This window comes from Oceanibaculum indicum P24 (assembly GCF_000299935.1).
GTDB lineage: Bacteria > Pseudomonadota > Alphaproteobacteria > Oceanibaculales > Oceanibaculaceae > Oceanibaculum > Oceanibaculum indicum.
Genome location: NZ_AMRL01000013.1, coordinates 88,395 through 107,757, shown reverse-complemented (window position 1 = coordinate 107,757; position 19,363 = coordinate 88,395). Strand labels below are relative to the sequence as shown.

Below are 19,363 nucleotides of genomic sequence, written 5' to 3'. Positions count from 1 at the left end.
TAGATATCAGATGCCCATGCAGAGATACTTCATCTCCAGATAATCATCGATGCCGTACTTCGAGCCTTCGCGGCCGAGGCCGGATTCCTTCACGCCACCGAACGGCGCAACCTCGGTCGAGATGATGCCGGTATTGATGCCGACGATGCCGTATTCCAACCCTTCCGAAACACGCCAGACGCGGCTGAGGTCGCGGCTGTAGAAGTAGGAGGCGAGGCCGAACTCGGTATCGTTCGCCATCTTGATCGCCTCTTCCTCCGTCTTGAAGCGGAACAGCGGGGCGACCGGGCCGAAGGTCTCCTCGCGGGTCACCTTCATGTCAGTGGTGACATTGGCCAGCACGGTCGGCTGGAAGAAGCTGCCGCCCAGCGCGTGCCGGCTGCCGCCGACCACCACCTTGGCGCCCTTGCCGAGCGCGTCGGCAATATGCTCCTCCACCTTCTCCACGGCGGCCATGTCGATCAGCGGCCCCTGCACGACGCCGGCCTCAAAGCCGTTGCCGACCTTCAGCTTGTTGACCGCCTCGGCCAGCTTGGCGGCAAAGGCGTCATAGACGCCGTCCTGCACCAGCAGGCGGTTGGCGCACACGCAGGTCTGGCCGGCATTGCGGTACTTGGAGGCAATCGCCCCTTCCACCGCCGCATCCAGGTCGGCATCGTCGAACACGATGAAGGGCGCGTTGCCGCCCAGTTCCATCGAGGCCTTCTTCACCGTCGCGGCGCACTGTTCCAGCAGCACCTTGCCGATCTCGGTGGAGCCGGTGAAGGTGATCTTGCGCACGATGGGATTGCTGGTCAGCTCGCCGCCAATGCCGGAGGCTGAGCCGGTGACGACGTTGAACACGCCCTTCGGCACGCCGGCACGCTCCGCCAGCTCCGCCAGGGCCAGCGCCGAATAGGGGGTGGCACTCGCCGGCTTCAGCACCACGGTGCAGCCCGCCGCCAGCGCCGGGCCGGCCTTGCGGGTGATCATAGCGGAGGGGAAGTTCCAGGGCGTGATCGCACCGACAACGCCAATAGGCTCCTTGGTCACGACGATGCGCTTGTCGGCCTGGTGGCCGGGGATGGTGTCGCCATAGACGCGCTTGCCTTCCTCGGCGAACCATTCGATGAAGCTGGCGGAATAGGCCACCTCACCCTTCGCCTCGGTCAGCGGCTTGCCCTGCTCCGCCGTCATCAGCGCCGCCAGATCGTCCTGATTCGCCATCATCAGGTCGAACAGCTTGCGCAGGATGGTGGCACGCTCCTTCGCGGTCTTGGCGCGCCAGGCCGGGAAGGCCGCATTCGCCGCCTCGATGGCGCGGCGCGTCTCGGTGGCGCCCATCTTCGGCACCGTGCCCAGCGTCGAATTATCCGCCGGATTGGTCACCTTCAGCGTGTCGCCCTTGTCGGCATCGACCCAGGCACCGTCGATATAGCATTGCTGCCGGAACAGCTTCGGGTCTTTCAGGGGGATGGTCGTGCTCATGGGATGTTTCCTGCCTTCGCAATGGATAACCGCGCCGGCTTCTGGCCAGCGCCTGTCTTTAAGGTCGGGGCAGTATGGACCGCATGCAACCCGCCGTTAAGGGCGAAGCGCGCCCATCCGCCATGCAGGGAGGGCGGACCAAAACTGAGGCCCGCAAAAGAAAACCCCGGCCTGACGCCGGGGTTTTCCTGAATTCGCCGGTTAGGCCGATCAGTCCTCGTAGCGGCGCGAGCCACGCCCACGGCCGCCACGGCCGCGATCATTGTAGCCACCCTTGTCACCGAAGCCGCCGCGGTCACCGAAGCCGCCCCGGTCGCCAAAGCCACCCCGATCACCGCCGCCAAAACCGCCGCGGTCCCCGCCACGGTCGCGGTCGCCAAAGCCGCCACGGTCACCGAAGTTGCGGGGCTGCTCGCCATAACCGCCCCGGTCTCCACCACGATCACCGCCATAACCGCCGCGGTCCCGGTCGCCATAGCCGCCCCGGTTGCGGTCGCCATAACCGCCAGACGGGCGCGGGCGGTCACCGAAATTGGAGGAGCGGCGCGGCGCCACCGGGTCCGCCGTGCTGGTGTCCAGCTCGGAGACCTGGGAGACCTGACGCCCCTTCTGGCCCTGCTGCACCTGGCAGACGATGGTGGAGCCCTGTGGCGCATCATCGAGATTGGCCCGCTTCAGCGCGGAGATATGCAGGAAGACATCGGGGGAACCGTCCGACGGGGCAACAAAGCCATAGCCCTTCTCGGCGTTGAACCACTTCACCGTTCCGGTGATGGTGGCGTCGTCGCCACCGGCATTATAGTCACTCATCTCGTCATGCTCTTTTCGGGAGTTGGGGGCTGGCCCGCGATCCACTGCCTCAACGCTGTTCCGGCGATGCCTCTGTCCCTCGGGCCTGGAAGTTCATTGGCTGGACCCTGTCCGAGCGCGCGATACTTCCTTTTTAGGATGACTCGAAATTGGCGTTTCCCGCGCAATTCCGCAACTGATTTTAACCGTGTTTTCCACAAGACAAGAGGGGCGCCCGGAAATCCGCCATTTTCTCTTTTCTCGGGCTTTGCGGTTGGGCTATATGGAACCGCTATTTCAGGGCGGGCGCCCGCCATGTTTGATAACCCAGCCTCATTGGGAATAAGGGGAAGACAGCGTCATGACGATGGATACCGAAACCAAGCGCCATCAGGAAATCTACGGCGGCTTCGTGAAGTTCTTCACTTATTCGACCGTCGCCGTGATCATCTCGCTGGCGCTGATGGCGATCTTCCTGGTCTGAACGACCGCCGGAAGGAACAAAAAAGGCCGGGGAAATCCCCGGCCTTTTCTTTTTGCCTGAAGTCCGCGTCAGCCGACGATTTCGGTCTGCGCGAAGAAATAGGCGATCTCGATGGCCGCGTTCTCAGCCGAGTCGGAGCCATGCACCGAGTTGGCCTCGATCGATTCGGCGAAATCCTTGCGGATGGTGCCATCGGCGGCATTGGCCGGGTTGGTGGCGCCCATGATCTCGCGGTTCTTCACCACGGCGTTCTCGCCTTCCAGCACCTGAACCACCACCGGGCCGGAAATCATGAAGGAGACGAGGTCGTTGAAGAACGGCCGCTCCTTGTGCACGGCATAGAAGCCCTCGGCCTGGGCCTTGGTCAGCTGCACGCGCTTCTGCGCGACGATGCGCAGGCCGTTATCCTCGAAACGGGCATTGATCTTGCCGGTCAGGTTGCGGCGGGTGGCGTCCGGCTTGATGATCGACAGGGTGCGTTCGGTGGCCATGTGATTCGCTCCAGAAGGCTTATGGGATGAACAGGTGGCGGGGTTATAGCCGGCGTGCTGCGTTGCGGCAACAGGCAGCTTCAGGCCGCCTTCTCCCAGCCGCCCTGCTCCTTCTGCCGCCAGTAGGCCAGCTCGTGCCCGGCCGCCTTCAGCGCCTTCCAGCGCGCCCGCGCCGCCGTCAGCGCCTCCTGGTCGCGGCCATCGAACATGTCGTGGCAGCGCTCATATTCTTCCAGCTTCTCCGACACCGCGCCATCGGTCAGGAACAGATAGGCGGCCTCGTTCGGATTCTCATCTGTCTCGGTCAGCCAGATCGGCTGTTCTGCCGGGTTACCGTCCTTCGCATTGCCATGCGGCAGGAAGCTGTCGTCGCGATAGCTCCACAGATGCTGGGTCAGCGCCTCGACACGCTCCGGCGAGCCGGCCATGACGACGGCGCGCTTGCCGCGCTCCTGCACCTTTTCCAGCAGCTTCGGCAACTCATCCTCAAGGCCGCTGCGCTGCAGGTGATAGAACCAGATCGTTGCCATCGCTTCCCGTCCTACATCCGGAACACGCCGAACCGGGTCGGCTCGATGGGGCGGTTCAGCGCTGCCGACAGGCCGAGGCCCAGCACCGTGCGTGCCTCCGCCGGATCGACGATGCCATCGTCCCACAGCCGGGCGCTGGCATAATACGGGTGCCCCTGCTCCTCATATTGCCGGCGGATCGGCGCCATGAATTCTTCCTGCTCGTCGGCCGGCCAGTAGGTGCCGGCAGCCTCCAGATTATCGCGCTTCACCTGCGCCAGCACATTCGCCGCCTGCTCCCCGCCCATGACGGAGATGCGGGCATTCGGCCACATCCACAGGAAGCGCGGGCCGAAGGCGCGGCCGCACATGCCGTAATTGCCGGCGCCGAAGCTGCCGCCCAAAATCATCGTCAGCTTCGGCACCTGGGCGCAGGAAACCGCCGTCACCAGCTTGGCGCCATCTTTGGCGATGCCGCCGGCCTCATACTTCCGGCCGACCATGAAGCCGGTGATGTTCTGTAGAAAAATCAACGGGATGCCGCGCTGGGCGCAGAGTTCGATGAAATGCGCGCCCTTCTGCGCCGATTCGGAGAACAGGATGCCGTTATTGGCGACGATGCCGACCGGGCATCCGTACAGATGGGCAAAGCCGGTGACCAGCGTGGCACCATAGAGCTGCTTGAACTCGTCGAACTCGCTGCCATCGACAAGGCGGGCGATCACCTCCCGCACGTCATAGGGCTTGCGCAGATCGGCCGGCACCACCCCATACAGTTCGGCGGGGTCATAGAGCGGCTCGCGCGGCTCGCGCATCGCCAGATTGGGCTGCTTCACGCGATTCAGATTGCCGACGATGCGCCGGGCAATGGCCAGCGCATGGGCGTCGTTCTGGGCGTAATGATCGGTCACGCCGGAGGTGCGGGAATGCACGTCGGCGCCGCCCAGCTCCTCCGCCGTCACCACCTCGCCGGTCGCCGCCTTCACCAGCGGCGGGCCGCCCAGGAAGATCGTCCCCTGCCCCTTCACGATGATGCTCTCGTCCGACATGGCGGGCACATAGGCGCCGCCCGCCGTGCAACTGCCCATCACCACGGCAATCTGCGGGATGCCGGCGGCGGACAGGGTCGCCTGATTGTAGAAGATGCGCCCGAAATGATCGCGGTCGGGGAACACCTCATCCTGGTTCGGCAAATTGGCGCCGCCGGAATCGACCAGATAGAGGCAGGGCAGGTTGTTCTCCCGCGCGATCTCCTGCGCGCGCAGATGCTTCTTCACCGTCATCGGGTAGTAGGTGCCGCCCTTCACCGTGGCGTCGTTGGCGACGATGACGCATTCCTGACCGGACACCCGGCCAATGCCGGTGACGATGCCTGCCGCCGCGATGTCCCCGCCATACATGCCGTGGGCGGCGAACTGCGACAGTTCCAGAAAGGGCGATCCGACATCCAGCAGCCCGCGCACCCGGTCGCGCGGCAGCAGCTTGCCGCGCGACAGGTGCCGCTCCCGCGCCTTCTCGCCGCCGCCCTGCTTGATGTGCTGAACCTTGGCGTGCAGGTCATCGACCAGCGCGCGCATCGCCGCCTCATTCTCGCGGAACGCGTCGCTGCGGGGGCTGATCTGGCTCTTCAGGATGGTCATAGGGCCTTGCTCACCAGCCGCCGGTCGCCAGCCAGCGTTCTAGATGGTCCATACGGTCATTGCCCCAGAACGGCTCGCCATCAACGATGAAATAGGGCGCGCCGCAAACGCCGGCGGCCACCGCCTCCTCATTGGCGAGGCGCAGCTTCTCCTTGATCTCCGGGTTCTGGCAGGCGGCCAGCGCCGCGCCCCGGTCGATGCCCAGCTTCGCCGCGACATCGGCAGCGGCATCGGGCGAATTCACCGCCACGGCCTCTTGGAAGGCGGTCGAGAACACCGCCTTGGCATAGGCGTTGGCCCGCGCCGGATCGTCCTGCGCCAGCCAGTAGAACAGCCGCGAGGGCGCTACGGCGGCGAAGGGAAAGCTGGACGGCAGCCGGAAATCCGCGCCCAGCAGGCGGGCGGTGCGCGCGAGGTCGCGCTTCACATAATCGCCCTTCAGCGGCTGGTCGAGCAGCGGCACATTGCCGGTGGTCTTGAACACCACACCCAGCAGCACCGGCTTCCAGATAACCGTGCGCTCATACAGCTTCGCCACCTCATCGATGCGCAGGCTGGCGAGATAGGCATAGGGAGAGGAGAAGTCGAAATAGAATTCGACCGGCGGTTTCGCGGCATCGGACATGGGTCGTTCTTCCTCCTGTTATTTATTCTAGGCCGCCGCCAGCGCGCGGGAGATCACCAGCCGCTGGATGTCGGAGGTGCCCTCATAGATCTGGCAGACCCGCACATCGCGGTAGATGCGCTCGACCGGGAAATCCTCCAGATAGCCGTAGCCGCCATGAATCTGGATAGCGTCGGAGCAGACCTTCTCCGCCATTTCGGAGGCGAACAGCTTGGCCATCGCCGCCTCTGTCAGGCAGGGCTCCCCGGCATCGCGCTTCTGGGCCGCATTCAGCACCAGCAGGCGTGCTGCCTCGATCTGTGTCGCCATGTCGGCCAGCCGGAAGCCCACCGCCTGATGCTCGATGATCGGCTTGCCGAAGCTCTGCCGTTCCTTCGCGTAAGCCAGTGCCGCCTCATAGGCCGCGCGCGCCATGCCGACCGACTGCGCGGCGATGCCGATGCGACCGCCCTCCAGATTGGACAGCGCGATCCGGTAGCCCTCGCCCGGCTGGCCCAGCATCAGGTCCGGCGTTAGGCGCATCTCCTCGAACAATATCTGGCAGGTGTCGGAGGCATGCTGGCCCAGCTTCCGCTCCACGCTGGCGACCCGGTAGCCGTCGGTCTTCGTCGGCACGATGAAGGCCGAGATGCCCTTCTTGCCGGCCTCCGGATCGGTGACGGCGAAGACGATGGCGATGTCCGCCCGGTTGCCCGAGGTAATGAATTGCTTGGTGCCGTTCAGCACCCAGTGATTGCCGTCTAGCCGCGCCCGCGTGCGGATGGAGGAGGCATCGCTGCCGGCCTGCGGCTCTGTCAGGCAGAAGGCGGCCAGCATCTCGCCGCGCGCCAGCGGGCCGAGGAAGCGCTGCTTCTGCTCCTGCGTGCCGAAACGCAGGATCGGCACGCAGCCGACCGAGTTGTGCACGCTCATGATGGTGGAACAGGAACCGTCGCCGGCCGCCACCTCTTCCAGCGCCAGCGCATAGGCGACATTATCGGCCGCCGCCCCGCCCCATTCCTCGGGCACCAGCATGCCCATCAGGCCAAGTGCCCCCATCTCGGCCACGGCCTCGGCAGGGAATTCATGCTCGCGGTCCCAGTGGGCGGCGTTGGGCAGCAGCTTCTCGCGCGCGAAGTCCCGCGCCATGTCGCGGATCATCCGCTGCTCTTCGCTCAACCGCATGCCGCCCTCCCCACCGGCCTTTCCCCTACCAGGGGAATTCGGCCCCGTCATAGTTGAAGAACTTGCCGGTCTTGCCGATGTCCAGACCGCCGATCACCTTGCGCAGGCCGGTGACGCTCTCGCCCGTAGTGATGTCCGCCCCGGCGCCGCCCATGTCGGTCTTCACCCAGCCCGGATGGAAGACGGCGCAGGTGACGCCCCGGTCCTTCAGCTCCAGCGCCAGGCAGCTGACCGCCATGTTCAGCGCCGTCTTGGAGGAGCGGTAGAAGGCGCTGCCGCCGCCATTCAGCGTGATCGAGCCCATGCGTGAGCTGATGAACGCCATGATCTTGCGGTCCGACGCCTCGACATGCGGCAGAAAGGCCTGAGCAACACGCAGCGGGGCGATGCTGTTCACCACCATCACCTCCTCCCACGCCTTGAAGTCCCACTCGCCGATGGCGAAGCCGCGCGGGCCGGAAATGCCGGCATTGTTCAGCAGCACATCAATCTTTACACCCTTCAGCTTTGCCGCCAGCGCGGCGACGGAAGCATCATCGGTTACCTCCAGCGCCTCGACCTGGACGCCGGGAACCGCCTTCAGCTCGCCGGCCTTGCCGGGGTCACGGGCGGTGGCGATGACCTTCCAGCCATCGGCGGCGTACTGCCTGGCGAATTCCAGCCCGATGCCACGATTGGCGCCGGTGATCAGAACGGTCGGCATGATCTTCTCCCCTGGTTTCCGGTAGGACCGCCCTGTTCACTCGCCTTCGGGGCGCTGGATGATGGCGGTCGTCTCGATCTCGATCTTGATTTTGGGATCGATGAACTGCGCGACAACCGTGGTGTTGGCCGGGCGGCACTCCGCGCACCATTTGCCGACGATGGGCGCCACAGTCTCGAAATAGGACGGATCGCCCAGATAGATGACGATGCGCACGAGGTCCGCCATCTTGGAGCCGGCCTCGACCAGCGCCTTGTCGATATTGCGGAAGCACTGCTCGGTCTGCTCAACGAGATCGTCGGAGATCGACATTTTCGCATAGTCGAAGCCGGTGGTGCCCGAGACATAGACCCAGTCGCCATGGATGACGGCGCGGCTGTAGGAGCAGAGCTTCTCGAAGCTGGAACCGGAGGAAATGCGGCGGCGTGTCATGCTGGCCTCTATCGGGTTTCGTTGAACAGTTCGCGGCCGATCAGCATGCGGCGGATTTCCGAGGTGCCCGCCCCGATCTCATAGAGCTTGGCGTCGCGCAGCAGCCGGCCGGTGGGATAGTCGTTGATATAGCCGTTGCCGCCAAGACACTGAATCGCCTCCAGCGCCATCCAGGTCGCCTTCTCGGCGGCGTAGAGGATGCAGCCCGCCGCATCCTTGCGCGTAACCTCGCCGCGGTCACAGGCCTTCGCCACGGCATAGACGTAGGCCTTGCTGGCATTCATCGTCGTGTACATGTCAGCCAGCTTGCCTTGCATCAGCTGGAACTCGCCGATGGATTTGCCGAACTGCTTGCGTTCATGGACATAGGGCACGACCACATCCATGCAGGCCTGCATGATACCAAGCGGCCCGGCGGCCAGCACCGCGCGCTCGTAATCCAGCCCGCTCATAAGCACGCGCACGCCGCCATTCAGCTGGCCCAGCACATTCTCCTCCGGCACCTCGCAATCCTGGAACACCAGTTCGCAGGTGTTGGAGCCGCGCATGCCCAGCTTGTCCAGCTTCTGCGCAGTGGAGAAACCCTTCATCCCCTTCTCGATCAGGAAGGCGGTGATGCCGTGCTGCGCCTTGTCCGGGTCGGTCTTGGCATAGACCACCAGCGTATCGGCGTCGGGGCCGTTGGTGATCCACATCTTGCCGCCATTCAGGATGTAGCGGTCGCCCTTCTTCTCCGCCTTGGTACGCATGGAGACGACGTCGGAACCGGCGCCCGGCTCGCTCATCGCCAGCGCGCCGACATGCTCGCCGGAAATCAGCTTCGGCAGATATCTGCGCTTCTGCTCCTCCGTGCCGTTCAGCCGGATCTGGTTCACGCAGAGGTTGGAATGCGCGCCATAGGACAGGCCGACCGAGGCCGAGGCGCGGGAGATTTCCTCCATCGCCACGCAATGCTCCAGATAGCCCATGCCGGCGCCGCCATATTCCTCGCCGACGGTGATGCCCAGCACGCCGAGGTCGCCCATCTTGCGCCACAGATCCATCGGGAACTGGTTGTCGCGGTCGATATCGGCGGCGCGCGGCGCAATCTCGTCGGCGGCAAAGCCGCGCACCTGGTCGCGCATCATCTCGGCAGTCTCGCCCAGGTCGAAATTCAGCCCAGGCAGATCATTGGGGATGCTCATGGTTCCTCCCGGATTGGCTCTTGTCGGCCCGCCCCTCCATGAGACGCGGCCTTAATCATCAAATCAAGCGCATCCCATCAGGCGCGCTCGCCGCGTTCGGACGGGTTCAGCAGCATCAGCGTACTGAGCGAGGTGGCGACCAGCTTCTCCCGGCCTTCCTTCAGCGCGAATACATCGGCCTGCGCGATGACGAGACGACGCCCCGGCTTCACGATGCGACCGCGCGCCGCCAGCACCTCGCCGACGCCTGGCGACACCAGGTTCAGCTTGTATTCCACCGTCAGGATCGACTGGTCCGCCGCTGCCGCCGTGTAGCTGGCGAAGCCGCAGGCATTGTCGGCAATGGCGCCCACAACGCCGCCATGGAAGAAGCCGTCATGCTGCGTCAGGTCAGCACGCCAGGGCAGGCTGATCTCGCAGGCACCGGGCGACAGTTCCGTCATCTCCGCGCCGATGAAATGCATGAAGGGCTGGCCGTCGAAGGCCTGCCTGACCCGCGCCTGATAGTCTGGATCGCTGATCGCGACCTGCATGGACGCCTCCCTGAGTGTCTTTTGGGGAAGCGTAATCCTGCCTTACGCGCGCGTCAATCAATCGGCGGCATCGAGCAGACGGTCGGTGCAGGCGGCCTCCAGCCGGTCCAGCTCGTCCAGGATGGCATCGATATCGTCGCGCTGCCGGCGCAGGAGGGCACGGCGCTCACGGATCTTGCCGACCAGATGGCGCAGCTGCGCGCCCTCCCCGTCCTCCGGGTCGTAGAGGCTGAGGATTTCCTTGATTTCCATTACAGAAAAGCCGAGCCGACGGCCGCGCAGGATCAGCTTCAGCCGGACCCTGTCGCCGCCGGAATAGACCCGCCTGTTGCCGCGCCGCGCCGGTGCCAGCAGCCCTTCCTGCTCATAGAAGCGGATAGCCCGGTGGGTGACGCCAAATTCCTCGGCCAGCTGCGCGATACTGAAGCTCTCAGACATGCCTCAGCGTTGCATAGATTTACGCTTGCGTAAAGTTAGAGCACAAAGGCCGCTGCCAGCCCCAGAAAGGCGAAGAAGCCGATTACGTCGGTGACGGTGGTGAGGAACACCGAGGACGCGACCGCCGGGTCGATCTTCAGCCGCTCTAGGCCGATGGGGATGAGCGCGCCGGACAGGCCGGCAACCAGCATGTTGATGACCATTGCGGCAGCGATCACCGCGCCGATCAGCGGTTCGAACCAGAAGGCGGCGATGGCGCCGATCAGCACGGCGAACAGCACCCCGTTCAGCAGGCCGACCAATGCTTCCTTCCAGATCACCCGCAAGGCGTTGGAGGTGCTGAGGTCGCGCATGGCCAGCGCGCGCACCACGACCGTCACGGTCTGCGTGCCGGCATTGCCGCCCATCGAGGCGACGATGGGCATAAGGACGGCCAGCGCCACCACCTGCGCGATGGTTGCCTCGAAGATGGCGATGACGCCCGAGGCCATGATGGCCGTACCGAGATTGATGAGCAGCCACAGGAAACGCTGCTTGGTGGTTTCCAGCACATTGCTCTGAAGGTCGGATTCGGACACGCCGCCGAGGCGCAGGATATCCTCCTCCGCCTCCTCATCGACGATATCGACCACGTCATCGACCGTGACCCGGCCCAGCAGCCGCCCGCTGTCATTCACCACCGGCGCGGAGACCAGCCCGTACTGGCGGAACAGATGGGCCACCTCCTCCTGCGGGGTTTCGGCCTGCAGCCGCACGAAGTCGCCCGACATGATGTCGCGCAGCCTTATCGGCCGCTTGTTGTGCAGAAGCTTGCCCAGCGAGACGAGGCCGATGGGGCGGAAGCGCGGATCGACCACGAAGATTTCGTAGAAATCGTCCGGCAGGTTCGGGTTGGTCCGCATGAAGTCGATGGTCTGGCCGACCGTCCAGTGCGACGGCACGGCCACCAGCTCACGCTGCATCAGGCGGCCGGCAGAATATTCCGGGAAGGTCAGGCCTTCCTCCAGCAGGGCGCGGCCGGTCGGCTCCACCGCCTCCAGGATCGCCTGCTTCTCCGCGTCTTCCAGATCCTCGATGATGGCAATAGCGTCGTCGGAATCCAGCTCCGCGATAGCGCGCCCCACCGCCTCCGGCCCCAGAATTTCGATGACGTCGTCGCGGACATTCTCGTCCAGATAGGGCAGGACTTCCGGGTCGAACCCCTCGCGCAGCACCTCCAGCAGGATCGCGCGCTGCTCGTAGGACAGCCGCTCCAGAAGGTCGGCTAGGTCGGCGGCGTGCAGGCGCCTGGCCAGCTTGCCGGCCTTCTTCAGCTTCTCCTCGTCGATCGCCTTGGCGACCTTGCGCTCCAGCTTCGGCGTCAGCACGAAGCGTTTCAGCGTTTCCAGGGAAACCGTCGGTGGTGCGGCCTCGTCCTGAACGGTGGCGGCAGTTTCGGCGGCCTGCCCGCCCGGCACCGTCTCGCCGCCTGCCTCTTCCTCTGCCGCCTCTGCCTCGGCAAGCGCCTCCAGCGCCTCCTCGGCTTCCAGCGCGGCGTCGGTCGCCTCGGCGGACAGGGTGGACGGGCCGTCCTCCGGCTCATGCGGCGGCTGGACCGCCTCGGGTGGCGGGACCGCGGCGGTCATGGTTTCGGCCAGCGTATCGACATCCGGCGCGGCGGATGTTCCGGCCGGCTGCTCTTCGCGCTTCTGGTCGGGTTCCGTCATTCGCCACCTCCGGCGCCGGATCGGTCTAGCCCTCTTGAGGGCGGCTCTGGGTTCGTGTCGCTTCTAGTACAATCCCGTCAGTGCATCTACCGCACCATCCACCGCAGGGCCGTCAGACATAGACGCCGTGCGCCTCGGCTCCCTGGGCATCGACCACGGCAAGGGCCGACATGTTCACGATGCCACGCACCGTAACCGAGGGGGTCAGGATATGCGCCGGCAGGGCAGACCCCAGCAGGATCGGCCCGACCGACAGCCCCTCGCCCAGTACCTTCAGCAAGTTGAAGGAGATGTTGGCCGCATCAAGGGTCGGCAGGATGAAAAGATTGGCCGCGCCCTGCAACCGCGAATTCGGGAAGATGCGGCTGCGGATCGCCTCGGAGACGGCGGCATCGCCATGCATCTCGCCTTCGACCTCCAGGCCGGGCGCCATCCGCATCAGCAGCTGCAGTGCCTCGCGCATCTTGATCGCCGAATCGGTCTGGTGGCTGCCAAAGCTGGAATGCGAGAGCAGCGCCACCTTCGGCTCGATGCCGAAGCGGCGCACCTCGGCGGCGGCCAGCACGGCAAGTTCGGCGATCTCCTCGGCGGTCGGGTCCGGCGTCACATAGGTATCGGCCAGGAAATAGACGCCCTTGGAGAGGATCAGCATGTTCAGCGCCGACATCTGGCGCACGCCATCGGCCTTGCCGATCAGGTCGGTGATATGGCGCAGATGATCATCATAGCGGCCGACCGTGCCGCAGATCATGGCATCCGCTTCGCCGCGCTTCAGCATCAGCGTGGCAATGACGGTCTGGCGCGTGCGCACCACGGTGCGGGCATAGTCGGGCGAGACACCCTTGCGCTCCATGATCTGGTGATAGAGCTTCCAGTAATCGGGATAGCGCGGGTCGCTCTGCGGGTTCACCACCTCGACATTCTCGCCCGGCACCAGCTTCAGCCCCATGCGCTTGATGCGGGTTTCCAGCACTTCCGGCCGCGCGATCAGGATCGGATAGCCGATCTTGTCCTCGATCATCTGCTGGGCGGCGCGCAGCACGCGCTCATCCTCGCCCTCGGCAAAGACGATGCGTTTCGGATTCTCGCGCGCCCGGTCGAACACTGGCTTCATGGCAAGGCCAGAGCGGAAGACGAACTGCGTCAGCTTCTGCCGGTAGGCCTCGAAATCCGGGATCGGGCGCCGCGCCACGCCGGATTCCATCGCCGCCTTGGCGACAGCCGGCGCGATCTCCACGATCAGCCGCGGGTCGAACGGCTTGGGAATGATGTAGTCCGCGCCGAACACCAGCTCCTGGTCGCTGTAGGCGGCGGCCACCACGTCCGAAGGCTCCGCCATGGCGAGGTCGGCGATGGCCTTCACGCAGGCGATCTTCATCTCCTCGTTGATAACCGTGGCGCCGACATCCAGCGCGCCCCGGAAGATGAAGGGGAAGCACAGGACGTTGTTCACCTGGTTCGGGAAGTCGCTGCGCCCGGTCGCCATGATGGCATCGGGGCGGACCGCCTTCACCTCGTCCGGCATGATCTCCGGCGTCGGGTTGGCCAGCGCCATGATGATCGGCCGGTCGGCCATCTTCGCCACCATGTCCGGCTTCAGTACGCGCGGCGCGGAGAGGCCGAGAAACACGTCGGCGCCCTCGATCACCTCGGCAAGCGTGCGCGCGTCGGTCGCCTGGGCATAGCGCGCCTTGTACTTGTCCATCAGCTCGTTGCGGCCTTCATGGACCACGCCGACGATGTCGGTCAGCGTCACATTCTCGCGGCGCACGCCCATATGGACCAGCAGATCGACGCAGGCCAGCGCTGCGGCACCGGCGCCGGAGGTGACCAGCTTCACATCCTCGAACTTCTTGCCGACCACGCGCAGCCCGTTGAACACGGCAGCGGCGACGATGATGGCGGTGCCGTGCTGGTCGTCATGGAAGACCGGAATCTTCATGCGCTCGCGCAGCCGGCGTTCCACCTCGAAACATTCCGGCGCCTTGATGTCCTCAAGGTTGATGCCGCCGAAGGTCGGCTCCAGGCTGGCGATGATGTCCACCAGCTTGTCGACATCCAGCTCGTCGATCTCGATATCGAACACATCGATGCCGGCGAACTTCTTGAACAGCACGCCCTTGCCTTCCATCACCGGCTTGGAGGCCAGCGGCCCGATGGCACCCAGCCCCAGCACCGCCGTGCCGTTGGTAACGACGCCGACGAGGTTGCCGCGCGCGGTGAGGCTGAAGGCCTCCTCCGGATCGTCCACGATGGCGTTGCAGGCCACCGCCACGCCGGGCGTATAGGCCAGCGCAAGGTCGCGCGCCGTCGCCACCGGCTTGGTTGAGGTGACCTGGATCTTCCCCGGTACCGGATTGCGGTGATAGTCGAGCGCGGCTTCGCTGAAATCGTCGGCCATTCTGTTCCCCGATGTCTGGTCCGCCTGGATCATAGCCAAGAAAAAGGCCCGCGGAAGGTCCGGCGGGCCGTTTCTTACCAAAAATGGTGCGGTCGAGAAGACTCGAACTTCCACCCGATTTCTCGGACAGCGACCTCAACGCTGCGCGTCTACCAATTCCGCCACGACCGCATATCTAAGAAAGGCGTTTCCGCCTTTGAGGTAATGTCAACGCCGCCGGGAAAGCAAGCCTTGCCAAACGGTGCGCGCGGACATACCAAATCCCGAGGGGCACCGCAAGGCGCGTTCGCCCCGAACCCATGTTTTTCCGTCCGATAGGTGCCCCGTGCCCGACGGCTCGCTCTCCACTGCTTCCAAGATCGCCACCCCGGAATGGCGCGTCAGCGACCTGCCGGTCGCCTATCCCGAGGCGCTGGCCGACATGGATGCCCGCGTGAAGGCGATCCGCGAGGGCAGCGCGCCGGAGCTGCTGTGGCTGCTGGAGCACCCGCCGCTCTCTACCGCCGGCACCAGCGCCCGGCGGGAAGACCTGCTGGAACCCGACCGCTTCCCGGTCTATGAGGCCGGGCGCGGCGGCCAGTACACCTATCACGGGCCGGGCCAGCGCATCGTCTATGCGATGCTGGACCTGAAACAGCGCAACCCGGATGTGCGCTGCTATGTCCACGCGCTGGAGGAATGGGTGATCCGCGCGCTGGCCCGCTTCAACGTGACCGGCGAGCGCCGCGAGGGACGCGTCGGCATCTGGGTCGTGCGGCACGATCTGGGCCTGCCGATGCGCGAGGACAAGATCGCCGCCATCGGCGTGCGCGTGCGGCACTGGGTGACCTTCCACGGCCTGTCGATCAATGTCGAGCCGGAGCTGTCGCACTTCCAGGGCATCGTGCCCTGCGGCATCGCCCAACATGGCGTCACCAGCCTGGTCGATCTGGGCCTGCCGGTGACGATGGAAGATCTGGACGTTGCCCTGCGCGATACCTTCGACGAGGTGTTCGGCGCCGAAACCAAGCTCTGCCCAAAAGCTTAGGAGGCACCGTCCAGCGCGCGGATCAGCCGGTCCACCTCGTCTGCCGTGTTGTAATGCACCATGCTGACCCGGACGACGCCATCCTCGCGGTCCAGCCCCAGTGCCTCGACGCAGCGCGGCGCGTAGAAATTGCCGTTCCGTGCGGCGATCTTGTGCGGCAGCAGGCCGCGCGTGACTTCAAGCGAGGACTTGCCCGCCACCGTGAAGCTGATGGTCGGCGCGCGCCTTGCCGGATCGGCGGTGCGCTGGCCGATCACCCGGATATCCTTCCGCGCGGTCAGATAGTCCAGCAGTCGCGCGGCCAGCGCCTCCTCCTGCCGGGCGAACAGATCGAACACGGCAGCGGAGCGCTTCTGGAAGCTGTTCTCCGATGCTGGGAAATGATGCGCATGAACGGCGTCTAGGTAATCGGCGATGCCGGCCAGCGCCGCCACGTCCGGCTGGTTCTTGCCGCCCGGAGCCAGATGGTAGGGCACGCTGCCGGCGATGAAATCGTGGTTCTGGTTCTCCGCCTTCGCCAGCAGCTCATGCCGGCCATAGAGCAGCGCCTGATGCGGGCCGTAGGTCTTGTAGAGGCTGAAGACGTAGAAATCGACATCCAGCGCCTTCATGTCCAGCGCCCGGTGCGGCGCATAGGCGACCCCATCGACGAAGATCAGCGCGCCGGCCTCATGCACCATCCGGGCAATCGCCGGGATGTCGTTGATGGTGCCGACGATGTTGGAGCAATGGGTGAAGCAGACCAGCCGCGTCTTCCCGTTCAGCAGCGCCTGCAGGGCCGGCAGTTCCAGCTCGCCCGTCTCCGGGTCAATACGCCATTCCCGGATCGTGGCGCCGCTCGCCGCCGCCAGCCTTCGCCAGGCGCCGACATTGCACTCATGGTCCTGGTTGGTGACGATGATCTCGTCGCCAGGGCCGAACCAGCCGCGCATCGCCTGCGCCAGCACATAGGTCAGCTGCGTCGCCGACGGGCCGATGACGATCTCGTCCGGCCTGGCGTTCACCCATTCCGCCATCAGGTCCGCCGCCGCGGTCACCGCCTGGGTGGCGCGGCGCGACAGATCATATTCCGCGCCATGCTGCACCCGCATGGTGGAGAGATAGCGGCTCATCCGGTCCACCACCGCCTGCGGTACATAGGAGCCGCCGGCATTTTCGAAGAAGGCCCAGGGGCCGGCCTCGGGGTCGGAAAAGCTGGGAAACTGGCGGCGGACGAAATCGAGGTCGAGGGGTGTCAAGTGCGGCTCCCGGTTCAAGTGCTATGCCTTTGCGGCTTCATCAGGCAAGCTAGGGACCGGATGCAGGCAAAGTCAATCGACGGGGCGGCATGAGCGAACATGACTGGATGCGGCTGGTCTATCTGACCCTGCTGCTGGCCTTTCTGGCCCCGGCCTTCTATTACCGCCGGCGCCTGAAATCCGATTTCTGGAAGGATGCGATCATCTGGATCGCGCTGGGTGGCGTGCTGGTCGGCGGTTACCTGCTGTTCCTGGGGTGAGGCGCCGTCTGGGGTTTTGGATGCCTGCCGCCGCGGACCATCCCACTTTTTCTCGTCACCCTCGGGCTTGACCCGAGGGGCCAGCGGTCCGTGCAGCTAGCCCGGTCAATGGATGGTCGGGTCAAGCCCGACCATGACGAAAGAGAAAGGCCGTCACTTCAAAACTGATCACCGCCCGCGCTCGTCCGTATCCGGGCCGATGCCCATGCCGAGCATGGATTGCAGGCCGATGGCCTGGCTGGTGGTGGCGCCCAGGCTCTTCACCAGCGTCAGCACCAGCGCGCGGATGAAGGGGTTGGCATCCTCCAGCAGCTTCCAGAACACCTTCTCGGTGACCACGGCGCAGATGCAATCCTCGGCGGCGCGCACGCTGGCCTTGTGCTTGCGCCGCTCGATCAGGGCCATTTCGCCGAAGATCGCCCCCGTCTCCAGCCGGGCGATCATCAGTTCGCGGCCATTCACCGTGCGGAACACCACGACCGAGCCCTTCTCCACCACATAGGCGGCATCGGCGCGCGTGCCTTCATGCACGATGACCGTGCCCTTGGAGAAGCTGTGGCCCTCGAAGGCGTCCATGGCGGCTCCTAGCGGCCCTCGAAGTCCGGCGTGGCCTTGGCCAGGAAGGCCTTGTAGCCGGTCTGGAAATCCTGCGTGTCGAAGGCGGCATAGCCTTCCGCGATCTCCGCCTCGGTCAGCGGCGTGGCCCGCTCCAGCCGGCGGGCGAACTTCTTGTGCCAGCGGTTGACCAGCGGCGCACCGGCGACAATGCGGGAAACGCTCTCGGCCACAGCCGCATCGATCTGTGCATCCGGCACGACCCGGTTCACCAGCCCCTTCTCCTTCGCCTCCGCCGCGCCGAACACCCGCGCCTCATAGAGGATTTCCAGTGCGTTGGTCTTGCCGACCAGGCCGATCAGCGCGGCGATCTCGCTATAGCCCATGGTCAGGCCCAGCTTGTTCACCGGCACGCCGAAGCGGCTGCTTTCCTGGCAGATGCGCATGTCGGCAAGGCACGCGATCTCCAGCCCGCCGCCGACGCAGATGCCCTTCACCTTCACCACCACCGGATGCGGGCAGTCCGCGATCGCCTCCATCGCCCCGTCCATCAGCTTGCCGTACTCGGCGGCCTGCGCGGCGCTGGCGCGCGCCGTCTCGAACTCGGATATATCGGCGCCGGGGCAGAAGGCGCGCTCCCCCGCCCCGGTCAGCACGACGCAGCGCACGGACGGGTCCGCCGACACCTCATGGAAGGCATCGCGCACGCCGATCCACATCGTCCGGTTCAGCGCGTTCAGCTTGTCCGGCCGGTTCAGCGTGATGGTGGCGACGGCGCCGTCGCGCTCCAGCAGGACGACCGGATCGGTTGCGGTGGACATGGCGGTTTCCTCTTTTCTTTCGGATGCTTGCCCCGATGCTAGCCGCTTTCAGCCCTTCGGCAAATCGCTATAGCCGCGCACCCGGTGCCGCACCGCATAGTCCGGCGCCATCTCGCCAATCGGGGCGATGTCCCAGCTCCATTCGGTGCCGCCCGCCGGCAGGGAAAGCCCGTAGAGCGGATCGATCTCGCCGATCACCCCGCCCTTCGGGTCCAGCACGATGCGCTTCACGTCGGTGACGAGGCACACCCGCCCCGGCAGGCGGCGCAGCCAGTCGAGATGCGCGCGCACCAGCCCTGCGGCGAAGGCGTCGGTCTGCTCCTCCGTCTGGCCCATCCGCTCCAACTGGCTGACAGGCACATAGGCCAGTTGCGACATCAGATTCAGCGAGATCACCAGATCGGCCGTTTGCACCGCCGGCAGGTCGGGCGGCGATGGCGGCTCCATGCCGGGGGATGGCCGCCCGCCGAGGCCGGTCAGGTCGGCATCCAGCAGCGTAAGACGCGGGGTCAGCGCGGCGCGCAGCCGGACTCGCCAGGGATGCGCGACATCGACCAGCACCACCCGGCGGAAGCCCGCCAGAAGATCAGCCAGCGGCACATCGAGCAGCGCGCCGGAGCCGAGCACAGCGACACTCTCCCGGCCCGGGCACGCCGCCACCGCCTCCAGAATGACCTGTTTCGCCGCCTCCAGATGCGGTTGCCACGCACCGCGATGCCGGCGATAGCGGTAGAGGATGCCGCGCCCTTCGGCATGGTAGGCGGCCAGAATATCGGGATCGGAGATCATGCCGGGAAAATACTCTAACCGTCACAGGGGAACCAGACGCAGGCTGCGCCAGCAGGCCGTGCTTGACGGCGGGCGCATCCTGGGCTGTCTTGGCGCAAAACCGCGCG

The 19,363-nt window shown here is 65.4% G+C and carries 21 protein-coding genes and 1 tRNA gene; 3 read left to right on the top strand and 19 right to left on the bottom strand.

The features are described from left to right. Positions 1–6: 6 nt before the first annotated feature. Positions 7–1,467, bottom strand: a complete 1,461-nt coding sequence (gabD, locus tag P24_RS11495) for an NADP-dependent succinate-semialdehyde dehydrogenase (RefSeq protein WP_008944894.1) — start codon at positions 1,465–1,467, stop codon at positions 7–9. 210 nt (positions 1,468–1,677) lie between these two features. Continuing rightward, a complete protein-coding gene (locus tag P24_RS11490) occupies positions 1,678–2,277 on the bottom strand; it encodes a cold-shock protein (RefSeq protein ID WP_008944893.1) in 600 nt (199 codons plus the stop codon). A gap of 340 nt (positions 2,278–2,617) precedes the next feature. Between P24_RS11490 and P24_RS11485 the strand changes: the two genes are divergently transcribed. Next, positions 2,618–2,740, top strand: a complete 123-nt coding sequence (locus P24_RS11485; protein ID WP_008944892.1) for an aa3-type cytochrome c oxidase subunit IV — start codon at positions 2,618–2,620, stop codon at positions 2,738–2,740. Positions 2,741–2,808: 68 nt separating this feature from the next. Here the strand turns inward: P24_RS11485 and ndk are convergent, their stop codons facing one another. The 13 genes from ndk to P24_RS11420 all read right to left on the bottom strand — a co-directional run bounded on the left by ndk (position 2,809) and on the right by P24_RS11420 (position 14,737). Continuing rightward, on the bottom strand, positions 2,809–3,231 hold the full coding sequence (gene ndk / locus P24_RS11480; protein ID WP_008944891.1) for a nucleoside-diphosphate kinase: 423 nt from the start codon (positions 3,229–3,231) through the stop codon (positions 2,809–2,811). Positions 3,232–3,311: 80 nt separating this feature from the next. Continuing rightward, positions 3,312–3,761: a DNA polymerase III subunit chi gene (locus P24_RS11475; protein ID WP_008944890.1), complete on the bottom strand. Its 450-nt coding sequence runs from the start codon at positions 3,759–3,761 to the stop codon at positions 3,312–3,314. 11 nt (positions 3,762–3,772) lie between these two features. Continuing rightward, complete coding sequence (locus P24_RS11470; protein ID WP_008944889.1) at positions 3,773–5,380, bottom strand: carboxyl transferase domain-containing protein; 1,608 nt, start codon at positions 5,378–5,380, stop codon at positions 3,773–3,775. A 10-nt stretch (positions 5,381–5,390) separates the two neighbouring features. After that, the gene (locus P24_RS11465; protein ID WP_008944888.1) at positions 5,391–6,005 is read right to left on the bottom strand and encodes a 2-hydroxychromene-2-carboxylate isomerase; all 615 of its coding nucleotides are present in this window, start codon (positions 6,003–6,005) and stop codon (positions 5,391–5,393) included. Between the two features lie 27 nt (positions 6,006–6,032). After that, entirely contained in the window at positions 6,033–7,169 is a 1,137-nt protein-coding gene (locus P24_RS11460; RefSeq protein ID WP_008944887.1) for an acyl-CoA dehydrogenase family protein, read from the bottom strand. Between the two features lie 25 nt (positions 7,170–7,194). Next, positions 7,195–7,872 (bottom strand): SDR family oxidoreductase, encoded by a 678-nt coding sequence (locus tag P24_RS11455; RefSeq protein WP_008944886.1) that lies wholly within the window; start codon positions 7,870–7,872, stop codon positions 7,195–7,197. A 36-nt stretch (positions 7,873–7,908) separates the two neighbouring features. Then, positions 7,909–8,304, bottom strand: coding sequence for a RidA family protein (locus P24_RS11450; protein WP_008944885.1), 396 nt, complete (start codon positions 8,302–8,304; stop codon positions 7,909–7,911). Positions 8,305–8,312: 8 nt separating this feature from the next. Next, positions 8,313–9,488 (bottom strand): isovaleryl-CoA dehydrogenase, encoded by a 1,176-nt coding sequence (locus P24_RS11445; RefSeq protein WP_008944884.1) that lies wholly within the window; start codon positions 9,486–9,488, stop codon positions 8,313–8,315. Positions 9,489–9,565: 77 nt separating this feature from the next. Then, positions 9,566–10,021 (bottom strand): PaaI family thioesterase, encoded by a 456-nt coding sequence (locus P24_RS11440; RefSeq protein ID WP_008944883.1) that lies wholly within the window; start codon positions 10,019–10,021, stop codon positions 9,566–9,568. A 57-nt stretch (positions 10,022–10,078) separates the two neighbouring features. Beyond that, positions 10,079–10,459 carry a MerR family transcriptional regulator gene (locus tag P24_RS11435; RefSeq protein ID WP_008944882.1) on the bottom strand — a complete coding sequence of 127 codons (381 nt, stop codon included), beginning with the start codon at positions 10,457–10,459 and terminating at the stop codon, positions 10,079–10,081. 35 nt (positions 10,460–10,494) lie between these two features. Then, on the bottom strand, positions 10,495–12,165 hold the full coding sequence (mgtE, locus tag P24_RS11430) for a magnesium transporter (protein WP_008944881.1): 1,671 nt from the start codon (positions 12,163–12,165) through the stop codon (positions 10,495–10,497). Between the two features lie 112 nt (positions 12,166–12,277). Beyond that, positions 12,278–14,566 (bottom strand): NADP-dependent malic enzyme, encoded by a 2,289-nt coding sequence (locus tag P24_RS11425; protein ID WP_008944880.1) that lies wholly within the window; start codon positions 14,564–14,566, stop codon positions 12,278–12,280. 84 nt (positions 14,567–14,650) lie between these two features. Continuing rightward, a tRNA-Leu gene (locus tag P24_RS11420) sits at positions 14,651–14,737 on the bottom strand. A gap of 154 nt (positions 14,738–14,891) precedes the next feature. Here P24_RS11420 and lipB point away from each other — a divergent pair. Beyond that, entirely contained in the window at positions 14,892–15,593 is a 702-nt protein-coding gene (lipB, locus tag P24_RS11415; protein WP_008944879.1) for a lipoyl(octanoyl) transferase LipB, read from the top strand. Here lipB and P24_RS11410 read toward each other — a convergent pair. Continuing rightward, positions 15,590–16,831: a cysteine desulfurase-like protein gene (locus P24_RS11410; RefSeq protein ID WP_040707402.1), complete on the bottom strand. Its 1,242-nt coding sequence runs from the start codon at positions 16,829–16,831 to the stop codon at positions 15,590–15,592. The genes lipB and P24_RS11410 overlap by 4 nt on opposite strands. An 89-nt stretch (positions 16,832–16,920) precedes the next feature. Here P24_RS11410 and P24_RS20065 point away from each other — a divergent pair, with 89 nt between their 5' ends. Then, entirely contained in the window at positions 16,921–17,091 is a 171-nt protein-coding gene (locus tag P24_RS20065) for a hypothetical protein (protein WP_156816276.1), read from the top strand. A 168-nt stretch (positions 17,092–17,259) separates the two neighbouring features. Here the strand turns inward: P24_RS20065 and P24_RS11405 are convergent, their stop codons facing one another. The 3 genes from P24_RS11405 to P24_RS11395 are packed head-to-tail and all read right to left on the bottom strand — an operon-like array spanning position 17,260 to position 19,256. Beyond that, entirely contained in the window at positions 17,260–17,667 is a 408-nt protein-coding gene (locus tag P24_RS11405; protein ID WP_008944877.1) for a Crp/Fnr family transcriptional regulator, read from the bottom strand. Between the two features lie 8 nt (positions 17,668–17,675). Then, positions 17,676–18,467 carry an enoyl-CoA hydratase/isomerase family protein gene (locus P24_RS11400; RefSeq protein WP_008944876.1) on the bottom strand — a complete coding sequence of 264 codons (792 nt, stop codon included), beginning with the start codon at positions 18,465–18,467 and terminating at the stop codon, positions 17,676–17,678. Between the two features lie 48 nt (positions 18,468–18,515). Further along, positions 18,516–19,256 (bottom strand): hypothetical protein, encoded by a 741-nt coding sequence (locus P24_RS11395; RefSeq protein ID WP_008944875.1) that lies wholly within the window; start codon positions 19,254–19,256, stop codon positions 18,516–18,518. Between the last annotated feature and the right edge of the window lie 107 nt (positions 19,257–19,363).

What these genes read in the sequence shown, in the direction of transcription:
- gabD (WP_008944894.1), bottom strand. Translation starts at nt 1,467, where the DNA reads ATGAGCACGACCATCCCCCTGAAAGACCCGAAGCTGTTCCGGCAGCAA.
- P24_RS11490 (WP_008944893.1), bottom strand. Translation starts at nt 2,277, where the DNA reads ATGAGTGACTATAATGCCGGTGGCGACGACGCCACCATCACCGGAACG.
- P24_RS11485 (WP_008944892.1), top strand. Translation starts at nt 2,618, where the DNA reads ATGACGATGGATACCGAAACCAAGCGCCATCAGGAAATCTACGGCGGC.
- ndk (WP_008944891.1), bottom strand. Translation starts at nt 3,231, where the DNA reads ATGGCCACCGAACGCACCCTGTCGATCATCAAGCCGGACGCCACCCGC.
- P24_RS11475 (WP_008944890.1), bottom strand. Translation starts at nt 3,761, where the DNA reads ATGGCAACGATCTGGTTCTATCACCTGCAGCGCAGCGGCCTTGAGGAT.
- P24_RS11470 (WP_008944889.1), bottom strand. Translation starts at nt 5,380, where the DNA reads ATGACCATCCTGAAGAGCCAGATCAGCCCCCGCAGCGACGCGTTCCGC.
- P24_RS11465 (WP_008944888.1), bottom strand. Translation starts at nt 6,005, where the DNA reads ATGTCCGATGCCGCGAAACCGCCGGTCGAATTCTATTTCGACTTCTCC.
- P24_RS11460 (WP_008944887.1), bottom strand. Translation starts at nt 7,169, where the DNA reads ATGCGGTTGAGCGAAGAGCAGCGGATGATCCGCGACATGGCGCGGGAC.
- P24_RS11455 (WP_008944886.1), bottom strand. Translation starts at nt 7,872, where the DNA reads ATGCCGACCGTTCTGATCACCGGCGCCAATCGTGGCATCGGGCTGGAA.
- P24_RS11450 (WP_008944885.1), bottom strand. Translation starts at nt 8,304, where the DNA reads ATGACACGCCGCCGCATTTCCTCCGGTTCCAGCTTCGAGAAGCTCTGC.
- P24_RS11445 (WP_008944884.1), bottom strand. Translation starts at nt 9,488, where the DNA reads ATGAGCATCCCCAATGATCTGCCTGGGCTGAATTTCGACCTGGGCGAG.
- P24_RS11440 (WP_008944883.1), bottom strand. Translation starts at nt 10,021, where the DNA reads ATGCAGGTCGCGATCAGCGATCCAGACTATCAGGCGCGGGTCAGGCAG.
- P24_RS11435 (WP_008944882.1), bottom strand. Translation starts at nt 10,459, where the DNA reads ATGTCTGAGAGCTTCAGTATCGCGCAGCTGGCCGAGGAATTTGGCGTC.
- mgtE (WP_008944881.1), bottom strand. Translation starts at nt 12,165, where the DNA reads ATGACGGAACCCGACCAGAAGCGCGAAGAGCAGCCGGCCGGAACATCC.
- P24_RS11425 (WP_008944880.1), bottom strand. Translation starts at nt 14,566, where the DNA reads ATGGCCGACGATTTCAGCGAAGCCGCGCTCGACTATCACCGCAATCCG.
- P24_RS20065 (WP_156816276.1), top strand. Translation starts at nt 16,921, where the DNA reads ATGAGCGAACATGACTGGATGCGGCTGGTCTATCTGACCCTGCTGCTG.
- P24_RS11405 (WP_008944877.1), bottom strand. Translation starts at nt 17,667, where the DNA reads ATGGACGCCTTCGAGGGCCACAGCTTCTCCAAGGGCACGGTCATCGTG.
- P24_RS11400 (WP_008944876.1), bottom strand. Translation starts at nt 18,467, where the DNA reads ATGTCCACCGCAACCGATCCGGTCGTCCTGCTGGAGCGCGACGGCGCC.
- P24_RS11395 (WP_008944875.1), bottom strand. Translation starts at nt 19,256, where the DNA reads ATGATCTCCGATCCCGATATTCTGGCCGCCTACCATGCCGAAGGGCGC.